The sequence below is a fragment of the Streptomyces finlayi genome, from assembly GCF_014216315.1.
GTDB lineage: Bacteria > Actinomycetota > Actinomycetes > Streptomycetales > Streptomycetaceae > Streptomyces > Streptomyces finlayi_A.
This window is the reverse complement of sequence record NZ_CP045702.1, coordinates 7311230-7327924: the sequence shown is the minus strand read 5'-3', so window position 1 is coordinate 7327924 and position 16695 is coordinate 7311230. Positions and strand designations below refer to the sequence as shown.

General features: G+C 68.8%; 12 protein-coding genes and 1 pseudogene. 7 read left to right on the top strand and 6 right to left on the bottom strand.

Going from position 1 to position 16695, the window contains the following annotated elements; genetic code table 11:
* Positions 1-140: 140 nt before the first annotated feature.
* Positions 141-1784 (bottom strand): substrate-binding domain-containing protein, encoded by a 1644-nt coding sequence (locus F0344_RS33650; protein WP_185302362.1) that lies wholly within the window; start codon positions 1782-1784, stop codon positions 141-143.
* Positions 1785-2193: 409 nt separating this feature from the next.
* On the opposite strand from F0344_RS33650, the gene F0344_RS33645 reads away from it, so the two are divergent.
* The gene (locus tag F0344_RS33645) at positions 2194-2619 is read left to right on the top strand and encodes a hypothetical protein (RefSeq protein WP_185302361.1); all 426 of its coding nucleotides are present in this window, start codon (positions 2194-2196) and stop codon (positions 2617-2619) included.
* Entirely contained in the window at positions 2561-3409 is an 849-nt protein-coding gene (locus tag F0344_RS33640) for a transposase (RefSeq protein ID WP_185302360.1), read from the top strand. Before F0344_RS33645 ends, F0344_RS33640 begins: the two co-directional genes overlap by 59 nt.
* A 64-nt stretch (positions 3410-3473) precedes the next feature.
* Here the strand turns inward: F0344_RS33640 and F0344_RS33635 are convergent, their stop codons facing one another.
* Both F0344_RS33635 and F0344_RS33630 read right to left on the bottom strand, forming a co-directional pair.
* On the bottom strand, positions 3474-4265 hold the full coding sequence (locus F0344_RS33635; protein WP_185302359.1) for a DUF4389 domain-containing protein: 792 nt from the start codon (positions 4263-4265) through the stop codon (positions 3474-3476).
* Positions 4266-4451: 186 nt separating this feature from the next.
* Positions 4452-7289 (bottom strand): glycoside hydrolase family 48 protein, encoded by a 2838-nt coding sequence (locus F0344_RS33630; protein ID WP_258050206.1) that lies wholly within the window; start codon positions 7287-7289, stop codon positions 4452-4454.
* A gap of 530 nt (positions 7290-7819) precedes the next feature.
* Here F0344_RS33630 and F0344_RS33625 point away from each other — a divergent pair.
* Together F0344_RS33625 and F0344_RS33620 are read left to right on the top strand one after the other, a co-directional pair.
* Positions 7820-8293 (top strand): annotated as a pseudogene (locus tag F0344_RS33625) (cellulase family glycosylhydrolase); the annotation flags it as partial.
* 22 nt (positions 8294-8315) lie between these two features.
* A complete protein-coding gene (locus F0344_RS33620) occupies positions 8316-10049 on the top strand; it encodes a glycoside hydrolase family 6 protein (RefSeq protein WP_185302357.1) in 1734 nt (577 codons plus the stop codon).
* On the opposite strand, the gene F0344_RS33615 is transcribed toward F0344_RS33620, so the two are convergent.
* The gene (locus tag F0344_RS33615) at positions 10046-10723 is read right to left on the bottom strand and encodes a VanZ family protein (RefSeq protein WP_185302356.1); all 678 of its coding nucleotides are present in this window, start codon (positions 10721-10723) and stop codon (positions 10046-10048) included. The two genes, F0344_RS33620 and F0344_RS33615, sit on opposite strands and share 4 nt — an antisense overlap.
* Positions 10724-10876: 153 nt before the next feature.
* On the opposite strand from F0344_RS33615, the gene F0344_RS33610 reads away from it, so the two are divergent.
* Positions 10877-11377 (top strand): tetratricopeptide repeat protein, encoded by a 501-nt coding sequence (locus F0344_RS33610; RefSeq protein ID WP_185302355.1) that lies wholly within the window; start codon positions 10877-10879, stop codon positions 11375-11377.
* Between the two features lie 250 nt (positions 11378-11627).
* Here the strand turns inward: F0344_RS33610 and rpmG are convergent, their stop codons facing one another.
* A complete protein-coding gene (rpmG, locus tag F0344_RS36950; protein ID WP_374940135.1) occupies positions 11628-11717 on the bottom strand; it encodes a 50S ribosomal protein L33 in 90 nt (29 codons plus the stop codon).
* A 415-nt stretch (positions 11718-12132) separates the two neighbouring features.
* Between rpmG and F0344_RS33600 the strand changes: the two genes are divergently transcribed.
* Entirely contained in the window at positions 12133-13572 is a 1440-nt protein-coding gene (locus F0344_RS33600; protein WP_185302354.1) for a PP2C family protein-serine/threonine phosphatase, read from the top strand.
* Positions 13573-13777: 205 nt separating this feature from the next.
* On the opposite strand, the gene F0344_RS33595 is transcribed toward F0344_RS33600, so the two are convergent.
* On the bottom strand, positions 13778-15271 hold the full coding sequence (locus tag F0344_RS33595; RefSeq protein ID WP_185302353.1) for a DNA-binding protein NsdB: 1494 nt from the start codon (positions 15269-15271) through the stop codon (positions 13778-13780).
* A 231-nt stretch (positions 15272-15502) separates the two neighbouring features.
* Here F0344_RS33595 and F0344_RS33590 point away from each other — a divergent pair, with 231 nt between their 5' ends.
* The gene (locus F0344_RS33590) at positions 15503-16636 is read left to right on the top strand and encodes an aminoglycoside phosphotransferase family protein (RefSeq protein WP_185302352.1); all 1134 of its coding nucleotides are present in this window, start codon (positions 15503-15505) and stop codon (positions 16634-16636) included.
* The last annotated feature ends 59 nt before the right edge of the window (positions 16637-16695 follow it).

Below are 16695 nucleotides of genomic sequence, written 5' to 3'. Positions count from 1 at the left end.
GGACAGGGCCCGGGAAGCCACCCTCGGCGACGGTGTGTCAGCAGCGCCGGGAGTGCGGAATCGAGCTGTCCCGCGGTGGAGGCCCACCTGATGGTGCTGATGCGGCCGGCCGAGCTGTTCAACGGGTGGCGTGGCGTGGGTCAGACCGGCCGGCACTCTCCCGAGTTCTCCGTCTCGGAGCACAGGCCGTGGCCGTGCTCGTGCAGGATGTCGCGGCCGCTCTGCTGGGTGAGGAAGTTCAGGAAGGCCGCCGCTATGGAGCCGGCCGGGGCATCGCCGTAGGTGTAGGCGAACTCGGTCTGCCAGTAGGGGTAGTTGGTGTCCTCGACGCCTTCTGCTGTCGGTTCCCTTCCGTCGATCTTCAGCTTGACGAGGTGGTCGGCGGCCTTGTGGTCATCGATTCCCCCGGCCTCGCTGTAGCCGATGGCCCCGGGCCTGGAGGCGGCCGTGTTCAGCATGGTGTCCGTGCTGGTGACCCGGCAACGGCCGTACCGGCCAGGGTTCAGGGACGCGCAGTCGGTCACGGTGAACTGGGGCGGCTCCCTGCCGTCCAGGACCTTGGCGACGAGGGTGCTGCGGGTGCCCGAGCCGGGGTCGCGGTTGATCAGATGGACGGGCACGTCGTTGCCGCCGACCTCGGTCCAGTTCTTCACCCCGCCGGCGAAGATCTCGCGGATCTGGGCCAGGCTCAGGTTCTCCACGCCCGCGTCCCTGTTGACGACGAGGGTGAACACGGAGAAGGCGACGGGCTTGGGGGCCAGCCGGGGATGACCGTCGGAAGCAGGGCCGTCGGTGAAGGCGATGTGGTCGCTGAGACCCTCGCCGACCCTGATTCCGGCGTTCTCACCGGCCCGCTCCAGGCCGGTGACACCGTCGGTACTGCCCTCGAAGGTGTCGTCCGGGAGCGGGATGGACACGTCCGCCCCCTCGCAGCGGTTGAGGTAGTCCTCGGCTGCGGCCCGCACAGCGGGCCCGAAGGCGGTGGAGCCGTGGAGATGGAGGGTGCCGCCGACACAGTCCAGCGGGGGCCGCCGGTCGTCGCGCAGGAAGAGTGTGAAGCAGGCCTGGACACAGACGCCCGCGACCAGGAACCAGATGACCCACCATGCGGGCCGGGACGCGAAGACATGGCTCTCGGTCCTGGTCGCCTTCAGTCGGAAGAACTTCATCAGCTTGTCGTACCACCGGCCCTGCATGCTGATGCCGCTGACGACGGGATCCGGGAAGTCGCCGTTGCTGTCGTCGTGGCGCCAGCGCTCCAGCACGACGAGCATCTTGTACTCGGCACCCCGGGGCAGCGTCACCTTCGGCAGCCGGACGGTTCCCGTGCGATCCACTTCGTTGTTGTTGCGGCGGAAGCCGGGTTTGGCGACGGTGCGCACGGTGCCGGCGTCTTCCGACACCTCCTCGAAGAAGAAGTCGGGCACTTCCTCTTCGCTCGGATCGGTGAGGACCACGGCCGCGACCCGGCGGTTTCGGAAGGTGACCTTGATGCCGTAAGGATCGGCGGGGTCGGCCAGATAGTCATCGGAGACGATCTTGGTCGATCCCGCGTTCTCGATGCGCAGCAGGACGAACGAGGGGTCCTTGAGCTGGTGGCCGTCGTGCTGCATGTCCCCCAGCACGTCGGCGTACGGCCTGCCGGCCGCGTCGGCGGCCAGGGTGTCCATCTGCACCCGGTAGCCGAGCCGCTTGCGGCCGACGACGGCGAACTCCCACAGGAACGCCGCGACAGGAAACGTGATACTCAGGATCGCGATCCACTGCTCCACCTGATCACTCATCGCAGGACCCCCGAACTCCCTCACGCTATGCGCGTAGTTGACAGGGGGCCAAGAGTGACGAGTGAGTGCGGGGTCATGCCAGTGGTGCCGGAATCATACGGATGATGTTCATCTGGGCGCCACTTGAGCAAACGTGCTGTTCGCTGTCCCGAGCCTTGTTCAGGTCCAGCCCTCACCCCACCGAGCCCCTTGCACCCGTTGTGAAGGCGTCGAAGGTGCCGGACCGGCCTTGCAGACGATCGAATCGGTCGCGGTCGAGCGTTTCAAGGCGGTGAGGCCGGGGCCGACAACCGAGCCGTGATCCGCTGTAAGCGCGAGATCAGGAGTAGGGGTAGTACCCCATGCCCACGAGGAGGGCGTAGACGCCGGCGTTGGCCAGGGCTGCTGCGAGGAAGTACCCGAGCTGACCGTGCATCTGCCCGCATCGGTCATCACGCGTCCGGCGGTCTCCTCGCTCTCACGGGCCCGGCGCCGCCTGGGCGCCCGCCCGTTGAAGGTGTTGTTCGAGATGTTGGCCGGGCCGGTCGGCGAGAAGAGCCGGCCCGGCGTGTACTACCGGGGCCTGCGGACCGTCGCGATCGACGGCACCAGCCTGCACGTCCCCGAGGACGAGCGGATTCTCTGGCGTTACCCCAAGCGGGCCGGGGAGAAGATGGAGTTCGGCTACCCGCTGCTGCGGCTGCTGGTGATCGTCGAGTGCGGCACCCGGGCCCTGCTCGCCGCGGCCTTCGGCCCCGAGAGCGACGGCGAGACCGCCCGCCTATGCCGCCCGGCTGTTGCACGTCCTGGACGACACGACGCTGCTACTGGCCGACGCCGGCTTCGACGCCCGTGACCTGCTGGAACGCGTGCGGGATACCGGAGCACAGTTCCTGGTGCGCTCGGGTGCTTCGCGCTGCCCCACCGTCCTGCGCCGACTGCCCGACGGTTCCTACCTCTCCCGGCTGAGCGGCCCCTACCGGGCCGGCCGGGGCTACTCGTCCCTCACGGTGTGGGTGGTGGAAGCATGCATCACCGTCACCCTGGACGACGGCACCGTGCGCCGTGAACAGTGGCGTCCGATCACCAGTCTGCTGGACCACGAGCACCACCCCGCCGCCGAGTTGGTAGATCTTTACCACGAGAGGTGGCAGGTGGAGACCACCTATTTCTCGATCAAGGCGAGCCTGCTGGACGGCCGGGTCCTGCGCTCCCACAGCATCGACGGCATCGACCAGGAGGTCTGGGCCCTGCTCACCACCTACCAGGCCCTCATCCGAGCCGCCTCCGACGCTGTCACCCACCGGCCCGGCCTGGACATGGACCGCCTCAGCTTCACCATCCTGCTCCAGACCGCCGCCGACACCGTGATCACCGGACACGGCATCACCACCGGGAACATCGACCTGGTCGGCACGATCGGCACCGCCGCCCTGGCCGGCCTCTGGCCCGCCCGTCGGCGCCACCGCGTCAAGGCACGCAGCATCAAGAACTCGACCAGCAAATATGGCCCCAACGCTGGCAAACACCCCCAGAGCACCCGGCACTACACCATCCACACAGAGGTCACGTACATGGAGAACGGACTCGCCTCCCGGTCCCGACGCCCCTCCCTGGACAGGTTGCACCGCAGGTCACAGGCTTAACGCACTGGTGTTGCTGTCCATGTCATCGCGCGATCATGCCCGTCGACCGCTGGGCCGCGCGACCCTATTCGTCGACGGAGGAGCTGAAGTCGTCGGTGCCGTCCGAGGACCAGGTGGCCGTGGACGAGCCCAGGCCGCTCAGGAGGCCACACACCAGAAAAAGAACGACCAGGCCCTTCGCGGCGCCGCTCATGATCAGCGGTCTGGTCGCGGAGCGTGTCCGCCGGCCCGTGCCGGAGAGGTCGTCGTCGCCGAAGAGGCCCCGGGGGTAGGCCGGGGTGAGCATCATGGCGTAGGCGAAAAGGCGCATCTGGTAGCGCAGCGTCGCCGCGGTCGCATCGAAGAGCGGCCGGGGCATGCGGCCCAGGATCAGCGTGATGACCCACCAGATGAACGACAGCGCGAACCAGCCGCTCGTCGCGAGCGCCTGTACGACCGCCGCCGGAATCATGAGGAAGACGCGGAAGAGGACGGCGAGCCGGTTGAGGTCCGTCGGCCGCACCTCGATCTGGACGGGGTAGTCCGGCGGCGGCGTGAGGGCGAACGGCGGATAGCGGTCGACGAGCAGCATCTCGGAGGCGGAGACCCGCATGTGGTAGCCGAGATACTGCTCGAGGTAGGTGAAGACGGGGCCGGGCAGCCGCCCGAGGACGAGTGCGGCGAACCAGCCGAAGATCACCGCGAAGACGGCGGCGATGTAGAGGACGAACAGCACGAGGAAGTGCGGGATCAGCAGGAGCAGACGCAGCAGCACGGTGAGCCGGCGCTGACGTGTGGGCTCGATGACGTCGAGGACGGGAAGGAACTCGTCCGGATCTCCCGCGACGCGGCCCGGACTCCACTGACCGTCCACCATGGTGCTTGCTCCTCCTGGGCAGGTGTGCCGTACCGCTCGGGCACGTACGGCATGGCCCACGCTCGGCGCGTGCGGGGCGGCGCGCAAACGGCGACGGGCCGAACGGGTGCCTGCCCGGTGCCACGGGACGGACACGGAGGTGCGGGTCCCGGGCCCGCACCTCCGTGCCGTCACTCGCTCACCGGCTCACTCCAGGAGGTCTCCGTACGCTCCGAGAGCCAGCGCGATGTCGGCCTGGGCCCAGAACCGGTGGTAGGTGAAGACCGGAGCGGCTCCCCCGTCCAGGTAGCTCTGCACCTTCGGCCAGTTCGGGTCGTCCTTGTAGAACGACCGGATGGAGGCGAACGTCGAGTCGGCGTCGATCGTGTCGCCGTTGGGCATGGCACCCGTCCAGCCGCCCGGCACGTACACCGGGTCGTCGAAGCGGTTGTAGTCGGCGCGGGTCTCGGGTACGGCCACCCCCGCGTCGTCCTGGTAGTGGTCCCACATGCCGTCGAGAAGTGCCTTCGCCGCGGTCTTCGCCGCCGCGTCACCGGACTTGGCCGCGTAGTAGGTGAGCGTCCTGGCATAGGCGCCGGCCACGCCGACGTCGTTGGTGTAGTCGGCGACGGTCACGTGGAGCCCGCTGTTCGCGCCGGGGCTCGACGCGTTCCAGGTGTCGGGCGCGCCCGTCCACTTGAGGGTGGACGGAACCCGGTAGGTACCGTCCGGGTTGATCGTGGTCTCCGACAGGGCCCAGTCGACCCACTTGTCGAGAACGGCCTTGGCCTGGGCGTCACCCGACTCGTGGTAGTACTCGGCGACGCGTTCCATGGACCACGCCTGGAAGCCGAACCACTGGTTGGACGGCGGGTCGTGGTAGACGGGCTTCTCGTCGTAGTACATCCCGTGGAAGGTCGGGGTTCCGGCCGGCGGCTGGGCGTAACTTCCCTTCCAGCTGTTGGTCGCGCCGCCCGCGATGGCCCCCTCGTCGGACTGGAGCCACTGGTAGAAGTCCAGCTGCCGGTCCAGGCTCTTGGCCCAGTCCTGCTGTCCGGTGGCCGACTTCGGCTTGAGGTCGGGGACCGCGCTCAGTGCGTACGCGGCCATCGGGTTCTGGTATCCGCCGTGGGCGTGGCTGCTGCCGATGCGCCAGGACCAGCCGGCCGCGGTGTCGGTCGCGCCGCCCCAGGCGTAGTACCAGGACATCAGATAGTGCGAGCTGTCCTTGCCGGTGCCCGCCGGGCAGGTCTGGGGTCCGACACAGCCGCCGACCTTCTTGAAGTACTTGTCGAACATGGCGTAGCGCAGGTAGTCGCCCATCTTCGCGGCCTTGCCCACGGTCGCGGAGACCTGGCTGCCCTTGCCCTGCTCCTTGGCCCACAGTCCGGCCCAGTAGGCCGCCTGTACCGCGCGCGCGTCGGCGTCGGGGGCGTTGGTGAACTTCCACTGCTTGGCGTAGGAGGCGTCCCCGGTGAACAGGTCCAGGTAGCCGTTCTTGCCGCCGTAGGTGAACTTGTCGCAGGTCGGATGGGTGACGGTCTCCCAGACGGACTCCTGCGGTCCGCGCTGGAAGGTGTTGATGTACGAGGGACCGGTCTCGGCGGGTCCGGCCGAGCAGGTGCCGGGTGTGTTGCCGAAGCCGTAGACGTTGTCGACGTCCTGGATCCAGTGCATGCCGTAGATGTCATCGGTTCCGTACGCGCTCTTCAGCTCACCCGCGATCGGGTCGGAGCCGGAGGTCGCCGAGGGGTCGAGGACGGCGGGGTACCGGGTCGGCGAGTCGTACTCCGGTGCGTACGTGGCCGGCTTGGAAGCGTTGTAGAAGGAGTTCGTGGGCTGGTCGGCGTGGGTGGGGATCATGTACGTCTCCATGGTGTCCCACGCACCGTTGAACTTCGTCCAGTCCCCGGTGATCTTCCCGTACATCGCCTGCAGCCAGATCAGGTAGCTGTACGCCTCAGATGTCGTCTCGTGCCCGTGGTCGGGAGCCTCGACGATCAGCGTCTCCACGGAGTGGTAGGGGATGCCCTCCGGTGAGAAGTAACCGTTCGCCGGGTCGGTGATCTTCCCGTACAGATCGAGGAAGCGCGCGTCGTACGTCTTGGTCGCGGCCAGCTGCGTGACGGTGACCTCGGCCTTGGCATGGCCGGGGGCCGTCACGGTGAAAATCGCCGCGCCCGTGCCCGAGCTGTCGGCGCTCACGGTCACCTTCTGGGGCGTCGACCAGTTCGACGGGGTGAAGGAGAGGCTCGCACCGCCGGTGACGGTCAGGCCGGTGTTGCCCGCGGTCCGGGCCACGCTGACGGTGACGGGGGCGGCCGGCGCGGTGGAGAGCGATACGCCGAAGGTCCCCGATGTGCTCTGACGGACGCCCAGTTGGGCGGGGGTCGCGACAACGGCGGCGCCCGCCACGAGCGTGATGCCCGCGGGCGGTGACTCGGCCGATCCGCCCTGGCTGTCGTAAGCCCGTGCGTAGACGGAGTGTCCGCCCGCCGCGAGCCCCGAGGCGTTGTAGGAGTACGGCGAGGTCGTGTCCGTGCCGAGGAGGGTCGTGTCGTCGTAGAACTCGACCTTGCTGATGGTGGCACCGTCCGCGGCCGCCGCCGTCGCGGCGAGCGGCACCGGGTCGCCCACCGTGAAGACGGAGCCGGCCGCCGGACTGGTGAGGACGGCGATCGGCGGCTGGTGTGCGCCCGTACAGGTGGTGCCGTTGACGGCGAAGCCGGTGGGAGCGGCGTTCGTACCGCTGTAGGTGAACTGCGCACCCGTCGATACGGCTGCTCCCGGGGCGATGGCCCCGTTCCAGGAGGCGTTCTTGACGGTGACGTTCTTCCCTGACTGGGCCCAGGTGCCGCTCCAGCCGTTGCTGAGCGTCTGGTTGCCCGCGTAGCTGTAGGTGAGGGTCCAGCCGTCGACCCGGGCCGAGCCCCGGTTGGTGAGGTTGAGTTCGGCCGTGAAGCCCGAACCCCAGTCATTGGCCTTGTAGTCGACGCTGCACTGCACTGCGGCGGCCTGGGCGGGGGTGCCGGCGGCGGCGGTCATTCCCAGGGGGAGGGCCAGGGCGGCGACGAACGCCGTCCATAACCGTCGGGATTTCGTTCCGGTTCTGCCGGATCTCCTTGGTACCCACGTTCTTCGTGCGCTTACCGATGGCATGCGCGGGTTCCTCTCGCGGCTCGGCGACATGGGGGGTGTGCGGGGGTTGAGCACAAGCCTTGAACCAGTGGGAGCGCTCCCAGCATGGGGACGTAAAAAATGGGAGTCAAGACACTTGAAGAGTCGAATAAATTCGACACCAAGAGAACGGAACTGGCCTGTTGACCGCCACGAGTTGACGCTCTAACGTCATGCCACACCAGTGGGAGCGGTTCCATCCAGTCGATGTGCCGTAGGGGGCACATCCGGTCTGCAAGGAGTCGCTCCATGCGACACCCCCCGCATTCGCCCCATCTACGGCACGTGTTCCGCCTGGTTGTGACAACTGTCTGGCCGCGGTCGGCGTCACCGTCGCCCCCGTGGTCAACGCCTCCGGCTCCGCACCCGTCTGCACGGTGGAGTACACGACCACCAGTCAGCGGGACGGCGGGACCTGCCCGGGCATCGGCTACGCGGTCGCCGGAACGCAGGACCTGGTCGAGGTGGTACGGGCGACCGGCGCCGGGAACCTGATCCTGGCCGGCGGGCTCGCGTACTCCCACGACCTCGGTCAGTGGCTCCAGCACAAGCCGCACGACCCGGCGGGCAATCTCGCCGCCGCCTGGCACGTCTACAACTTCAACGTCTGTGCGAACGAGGACTGCTGGTACTCCACGCTCGCACCGGTCGCCGCCGAAGTCCCCCTCGTCGCATGCGAGATCGGCGAGAACACCTGCTCCCACGGCTTCGCCGACCGGGTCATGCGGTGGTTCGACGACCGAGGACTCTCCTGTCTCGGCTGGACCTGAACACCTGGGACTGTTCCGCCGGCCCGGCCTTGATCAGCAACTACCACGGCACCCCCCACCCCCTAAGGAATCGGGCTGTGCGATCACCTGCGCGCCCTCGACAACCAAGGAAACGGAAACTCTCATGAGCCGCACGAGCCGCACCCCCCTCCGCAGATCACGCACCGCCCTCATAGCGGCGGGAGCGCTGGTCGCCGCCGCGGCGGGCACCGCCGCCGCAGCAGTACCGTCCGCGACGGCCGCCGCAGGATGCACCGTCGACTACAAGATCCAGAACCAGTGGAACGGCGGCCTCACCAGCGCCGTGACCGTCACCAACAACGGTGCCGCGGTCAACGCCTGGCAGCTGGAGTGGTCGTTCGCCGCCGGCGAGCGGGTCTCCCAGGGCTGGAACGCCACCGTGACGCAGAGCGGCACCGCCGTCACCGCGAAGAACGTCTCGTACAACGGTTCGCTGGCCACGGGCGCCTCCGCCTCCTTCGGCTTCAACGCCAGCGGCAGCGGAAACAGCACCGTGCCCGCGACGTTCAAACTGAACGGCGTCACCTGCAACGGCGGCCCGACGGACCCCACGGACCCCACGGACCCGACCGACCCGCCGACCGGTGACCGCGTCGACAACCCGTACGTGGGCGCCGACGTCTACGTGAACCCGGAGTGGTCGGCGAAGGCCGCGGCCGAGCCCGGTGGCTCCCGGGTGGCCAACGAGCCCACCGCCGTCTGGCTCGACCGCATCGCCGCCATCGAGGGCGTCAACGGCGGAATGGGTCTGCGCGACCACCTGGACGCGGCCCTCGCCCAGAAGGGCGCCGGCGAACTCGTCGTCCAGCTCGTCATCTACAACCTGCCAGGACGGGACTGCGCGGCGCTCGCCTCCAACGGCGAGCTCGGACCCACCGAGATCGGCCGGTACAAGACCGAGTACATCGACCCGATCTCGGCGATCCTCGCTGATCCCAAGTACGCCGGACTGCGCATCGTCAACACGGTCGAGATCGACTCACTGCCCAACCTCGTCACCAACACCGGCAGCCGTCCCACCGCAACCCCGGCCTGCGACGTCATGAAGGCCAACGGCAACTACGTCAAGGGCGTCGGCTACGCACTCAACAAGCTCGGCGACGCACCCAACGTCTACAACTACATCGACGCCGGACACCACGGCTGGATCGGCTGGGACGACAACTTCGCCCCGTCGGCCGACACGTTCAAGGCGGCGGCCACCGCCGAAGGCGCCACGGTGAACGACGTGCACGGATTCATCACCAACACCGCCAACTACAGCGCGCTGAAGGAGGAGAACTTCTCCATCAACGACTCCGTCAACGGAACGTCGGTGCGGCAGTCGAAGTGGGTGGACTGGAACCGCTACACGGACGAACTGTCCTTCGCCCAGGGGTTCCGCACCAAGCTGGCCTCGATCGGCTTCAACTCCGGCATCGGCATGCTGATCGACACCTCGCGCAACGGCTGGGGCGGCACCGCCAGGCCCGCCGGCCCCGGAGCGACCACCAGCGTCGACACCTACGTCGACGGCGGCCGCTACGACCGTCGCATCCACATGGGCAACTGGTGCAACCAGTCCGGAGCCGGCCTCGGCGAACGGCCGCAGGCCGCACCGGAGCCCGGCATCGACGCCTACGTCTGGGTGAAGCCCCCGGGTGAGTCGGACGGCTCCAGCAAGGCGATCCCGAACGACGAGGGCAAGGGCTTCGACCGGATGTGCGACCCGACGTACACGGGTAACCCCCGTAACGGCAACAGCATGACCGGCTCGCTGGCGAACGCCCCCGTCTCCGGACACTGGTTCTCCGCCCAGTTCCAGGAGCTCATGAAGAACGCCCACCCGGCGCTCTAACGCCGACGACGGCCGGGCCGGGGCGCTCCTGCGCCCTTGCCCGGCCCACGGTTCCGCAGGCGGGTGATCAATTCACGGACACGGGCCGGGGCGGAAGCGCTCCGGCCCTTTCCGGTCCTGCCCCGGGGCTTGAGAAAGGGCTTGAGCCGGGGCTTCGTACGTGTCTTGGTCCCGGCCTCGTCCACTCCCCTGACGCCCGCCTTCGAGGAGTCCGGTCCATCGACGGCCGGTGCCGCCTCCGCTGCCGGGGACGCCTCGCCGAGCGTGTGATAGCGGTGGCTGATCCTGCGGCCCACCAGCAGGTATCCGATCAGGGCTCCGGTCGTGTTGAGGATCACGTCATCGACGTCGAACGCCCGGCCGGCGACGAGTGCGCCCTGCACGAGTTCGACGATCACCATGACCCCCACGGTCAGGAGCACCATGCGGATCATCCGCAGTTTGCGCGCCACCAGGATCGGCAGCAGCACGCCGAACGGCATGCCCAGCAGCAGATTGCCGCCCGCCTGCTTGCAGGCGGCGAGGAAGGTGTAGTCCTCCGCGTACTGCCGGAGTGACCGGCCGGGCCGCAGGTTCGAGCGCACGAGGTCTTCGGAGGCAGGTGACGGGGTGAGCGTCACATGGGCCAGGACGACGGAGAAGGCGACCAGTCCGACAATCGTCGCCACAAGCATCAACGCCCGTAGCAGTATCCGGCCCCAGCGTCTCTCTCCGGTGTGTTCCGCTTCAGGTTTCATGGGCGGACCACTGCCCCGAACTTCCCGGCCCACACCCACAGTCGCGTACCGACTGTCAACGGTGTCTGCACGCCCTGCGACGATGGCGGCATGAGCACACAGGACAAGGACGAACTGCTGGCCCAGGCCGCACGGCTGCGCACGGAAGGACAGCCCGAACGGGCCAGGGAGCAGCTGCTCGCGCTCACCACGCGATTCCCCGACGCGGCGGATGTGGCGTACCAGACCGCCTGGGTCCATGACGTACTGGGTCTGGAGGCCGAGGCGGTTCCGTACTACGAGCGGTGCCTCCAGCTGCCCGGCCTCGGCGAGGAGGACCGCAGGGGTGCGGTCCTCGGCCTCGGCAGCACCTACCGCGGACTGGGGAGGTACGGCCAGGCGGTCGATACACTCCGCGGAGGTGTGGCGGAGTTCCCGGAGGACGGAGCCCTGCGGAGCTTCCTCGCCATGGCGCTCTACAACATCGGCGAGCACCACGAGGCGATGGAGATCCTGCTGCGCCTGGTGGCCACGACCAGCACCGACCCGTACGTGGCGCGCTACCGGCGGGCCATCGAGCACTACGCGGGGGATCTCGACGAGAGCACGTGACACCGCCGGGGCGCTGCGCGAGGGGGAACGCGGGGCGGGCAGAGGGAAGCCCCGGCCGAATCGGGGGAATCCGGCCGGGGCGGCTCATGAGCGGGTGCGAAGGCGGCCACCTCGGGTGGTGCTTCGCTCACCCACATATAGATGAACAATAAACCACCCGGGTTCGTTCCCGGGAATCGCCACCCCTCGATGTGATCGAGAGCACCGGCAGCGATCCTCGCCCGGCCGCCTCGTCACCAGGTCAGCGGTCCTACCGGAAGGGGACGCGCCACCCTGCGGCCGGGTCGCACTTGCGCAGCTCCAGCCGCTCGGGGCTGTTGCGACGGCTCTTGCGGGTCACATAGGTCTGCCCGGTCCCTCCGGTCGACTTGGGGCGTGATCACGGGCCTGGCCTCACCGCGTGCCTTGGGCACCTCCACATGCGTACGCCGATCCTCCCGTGGTGGGGATGGGTGTCGTTTTCGTCCCGGCCCGGGGGTAACGCTGACCCCTGTGCGCCCCCCGACCCTCCGCCCGGGGGCGCGCAGGGGACCGCGATCTCGCGCGGGCGCGCGCCGGGAGCGTCGAGGCGGCGGCAAGGCTGCCCCAACGCCCTTAAAAAGAAGGGGCGTTCGGAACTCCAGGGCCCATGACATATGCCAGATGCAAGAACGCATCGAGTGTTGCCAAATCCCTTACGGGCTTCCCCGGCCTGTGCGACAGTCGTCTCGGTCCACCCTTGAGAACTGGCCGCCGCGCCTGTATCGGAGTACGACATGCCGTCCCATCTGTTCGCGGACCGCCCCGCACCACAGCCTCCCGAGCGAGATGCCGTCGACGCGTTGATCCACCGGACCCGTCGACTGCGTGGAGATGTGGACGCCGTGCGGCGCGACGCAGTCGTGATCGACGAGGACGATCCGCAGCTGCGCTGGCAGCGCGCGCTCTGCGACCTCGCGGTCCACCACCTCGACGATCTCGACGGACACCTGGGACAGCTCAGGGAAGGGCTGCCCGTACAGGCCGCCGGCGAGCCTGAGCCGGTGGCGAGCGCCGGGGCGCCCGCCGCCGGCTCACAGCCCGGCTCCCTGCTCAGCAGGGTCGGCAGCGCCGAATGGAATCTGCTGACCGACGAGGTCAGCTGGTCGGACGAGCTGTACGAGATCTTCGGCAGGACCCCGGCATCAGGAGCCCTGTCGCTCGACGAACTGCCGTCCGTCCTCATCCCCGAGGACCAGCCGCTGCTGACGTCGATGGTGACGGCCTGCCTGGTCGACGGCAAACCGATAGACGGCGAGTTCCGCATCCTGCGGAACGGCGGCCATATGCGCACGCTGCACATGATGGGCGAGCCCGTACTCGACGCGGACGGCTGCACCGCGTCCATGTGGGCGGTCCTGCGTGACGTCAGCGAGCTGCGGCGCAGCGAGCGTGCCGTCGGCCGGACCCGGGAATCGGCAAGCCGCGAGCACCATATGGCGCGCACCGAACACCGCATGGCCGTCGAGCTCCAGGAGGCCGTGCTCCCTCCGTGGCGCGGTTCCCTGCGTCTCCCGAAGCAGGGGGCGACTGCTCTCGACATCGCGGGTCACTACCTGCCGTCGGAGTCGAGCGATCTGATCGGTGGCGACTGGTACGACGCCATGGAGCTGCCGGATGGCAGGACGATGCTCACGGCCGGCGATCTCACCGGCCACGGCATCCCGGCCACCTCCGCCATGGCGATGCTCCTCGGCGCACTGCGCGGCATGGCCATGGCCGGGATCGAGCCCGGCGCCCTGATGGGCCACCTGAACCAGCTGCTCGAATCGACGGTGCAGCCGGCTCTGGGCAGCGCCGTGTACTGCCGCTTCGACCCCGAGACGGGCAGCCTCGCCTGGGCGCAGGCCGGTCACCCCGCGCCCTTGCTGTTCCGCGGCGGAGCGGGGCGTCCCCTGCCCCGGCCCGACGGCGTACTCCTCGGTGCCGCCTCCGGGGTCACCTATGAGCAGGACCAGGTGCGGCTGCTGCCCGGAGACGTGCTGCTTCTGCACACGGACGGCCTGACACGTCGCAGGGAGAACCGGGGTGCGGGCCCGGAGTCACTGCTCGCGATTGCGCCGCGCTTCGCACAGGCCCGCACGGCGCAGGACTGTGTACGGGCCGTCGTCGAGGAATTCGGCGGGGCCGAGCGCCCGGACGACGCGTGTGTGCTGGTTGCCCGCATCGGAGCATGAGGAGGGGCGGTCGGAACGGGAAGGTCGGAACGAATCGGCTCGGTATGACGTACGGGCGTGCCGATTTCCGCGCTGCGACGGTTGCCGCGCTGACACGTTCGCGCTGACACGTTCGCGCTGACATCAAGGCGCTGACGTCTCGGCTGACGTTTCGCGCCGGCGGCCCACGGTGGTGCCGGGCTATCAGGACGCGACGCGTCCGCCTTCAGATCTGGCTGCCGCGGGACTGCTTGAATGTGCTCTGGGGCAGAGCCAGTTCGATTTCCTGGCGCAAGTCCTCGATCTTCGCGTACCCCGCGAACTGGCCGGTGAGCCGGTACATCTCACGGAGCCTGTCCCAGGTGCGGTGCGAAGAGGTCTCCCCCATCGACACCAGGGCGAGCCGTGCGTACCGGTCGGCCTGCTCGGGATCGTCGGCGATGAAGCAGGCCGAGGCGAGCGAGATGTAGTCGAAGATCTTGGACCGCTGGCGACCGTTTATGCGCAGGTCCAGTGCCTTCTTGGCATGGCGCTGCGCGGTGGTCGCCGCCGATGGATCGTGCTCGGCGAGCGTACGGAACGCGAGTGCCTGCATGCCGTGCATGTCCGCCTCGTCGAACATCTGCATCCAGCTGGGCGGCGGGACGTCACTCTTGTCCGAGACGAAGAGCTCCTCGGCCTCTCCGAGGGTGCGGCGCATGGCCTGGCCCTTGCCCATGGACGCCTGGGCCCACGCCTCGATCGTGTGGAGCATGGCCCTGGTACGGGGCAGTGTCTCGTCGCCGGAACCGGACTTGGCGAGCTTCATCAGGTCCAGGGCGTCGTCGGGCCGGCCCAGGTGCACCATCTGGCGTGCCGCCCTGGACAGTGCCTCGCCGGCGCGGGGACGGTCGCCGCCCTCGCGCGCCGCGTGGGCGGCGATGACGAAGTACTTCTGTGCGGTGGGTTCGAGGCCCACGTCGTGGGACATCCAGCCCGCGAGCACGGCGAGGTTGGCGGCGACGCCCCACAGGCGACGCTGGAGATGGTCGGGGTGGCGGTAGGCGAGCATACCGCCCACTTCGTTGAGCTGGCCCACGACCGCCTTGCGCTGAAGCCCGCCACCCCGGGAGGCGTCCCAGGCGCGGAAGACCTCGACCGAGCGCTCGAGTGCCTCGATCTCCTCGGAGCCGATGGGAGCCGCCTCGTACCGGTCGAAGCCGGCGTTGTCGGCGTACATCGCGTTGTTGAGGCGTGGAGCGTCGGCCGCCGGAGCGGGGTCGGTGTGCAGCCAGTCGTACATGGCGCCAGTGAGTGCTGAGCCGGCGACGAGCGCCGCGCTCGCACCCACCAAGCCGCGTCGGTTGAGCATGAGGTCCATTCCCGTGAATTCGGTGAGGACCGCTGCCGTCCGTTCGGGCGCCCACGGGAGACCGTCGGGATTCTTCTCCGTCCCTGGGTCCTGCCGTTTTCCCACACGCCCGCGCCGGCCGAACCCGAGGTCCTCGATGGTCACGACACGGCCGAGCCGCTCGGTGAACAGCGCTGCCAGCACATCGGGCACCGGATCGCGTGGGGACTCCCCCATATCGATCCAGCGCCTGACCCGCGAGGTGTCGGTCGCCAGTTGGAGGTGGCCCATGGCCGCCGCCTGTCGGTTCACCATTCTCGCGAGTTCTCCCTTGGACCATCCGGCCAGGCCGAACAGGTCGTTCAGGCGGGTGTTGGGTTCACCGCTCACGTCAAGCCCCCAGGTTCTCGGCTGACTTGACACTAACCCGCCGGCAGATGCGGGTCGGCTATTCGCCAGGGTTCGCCAGGGTGCGCCAGATGGTCTGCCACCCGTGAGCCGGTGTCAGGTAGGAAAGCGCCACCCCGCCCGGCAGCCCTAGGTACTCCCCAGGGTGCCTGACGGCCGCCGACCGGGGTGGCGCACGCAACTTGTCGGCGCACGAAGGGATCTGTCTCGCTCATGTACACAGCATCGTCCTCCGTGTCCGCCCCGCCCCGCCCGTACCGCCCCATGGGGGCGGGTGGCGGACCGTATCTCGACCCGCACGCCGCACCGGCGCCCGGCCTCGGTCGGATCAGGCGGCCTGCGGGGCTGGGCACGCAACCGCTCAGCGGGAGAATCGACTTGTCCGGGCCTCAGGGCGCGCAGGTGCGGATGGCCATCGCCTCGGTGCACCGCATCTGTCCCGAGTTCAACCCCGTGCAGGTGCTGCGGCGCAGTGGGCGGTCTGTCCTCATCGTAGGCACGACGGGGCGCACCACCGCCGTGGCCAAGTGTTTACTGGACCACTCCCCCGCGTGGATGGAGAGGTTCCGGCACGAAATAGCGGCCTACCGCGCCTTCGTCCGCCATCGCCCACCGGTGCGGGCACCCCGGCTCATCGCCGCGGACCCGGAGAACTGCACGCTGGTGATCGAGCGTATGCCCGGACGGGTCGCGGCGCTGACGAGGCATCCGGCGGAGGCTCCGCCGAGGGCGGATGTGCGGGCGGCTCTCGGAGCGATCAACCGGGTCAACGGCTGGCGGCCGCCGGCGGGCCTGTTCGAGGCACCCCTGGACTACCCTGCGCGGATCGCCCGCTATCACGAGTTGGGGCTCTTCACCGACCGTGACCTGGGTGACCTGCAGAAGCTGCTGCACGGTCTCGCCCACTCGGGCAACAAGCAGGGCATGGGGCAGTTCTGTCACGGAGACGCGCTCCTGTCGAACATCCTGCTGTCGCCCACCGGCCCCGTGCTGGTCGACTGGGAGCACGCGGGCTGGTATCTGCCGGGGTACGACCTGGCGACGCTCTGGGCGGTGCTCGGTGACGCACCGCTGGCGCGGCGCCAGATCAGTCAGCTGGCCCAGGTCAACGGCCCCGCGGCGCGTGATGCGTTCCTGGTGAACCTCATGCTCGTCCTGACGCGGGAGATCCGTACGTACGAGACCGCCGTACAGCGGACCATGCGCGAGGCGCCGTCCGTGGGCGGCGGCCAGGACAGGCCGGGTGCGCTCTCCTCGGGCGAGGAGCAGAGGCTGCTGCTGCGCAGGCTGCACGACGACTGCGCGATGGCGCGGCGCGCCGTGCGTGCCGCGGTGGGAACCCGCTGACCGCATCGACGGGGAAGGGCGTGCTGCGGGACCGGTGCCGACACATCGGTTCCGCAGCA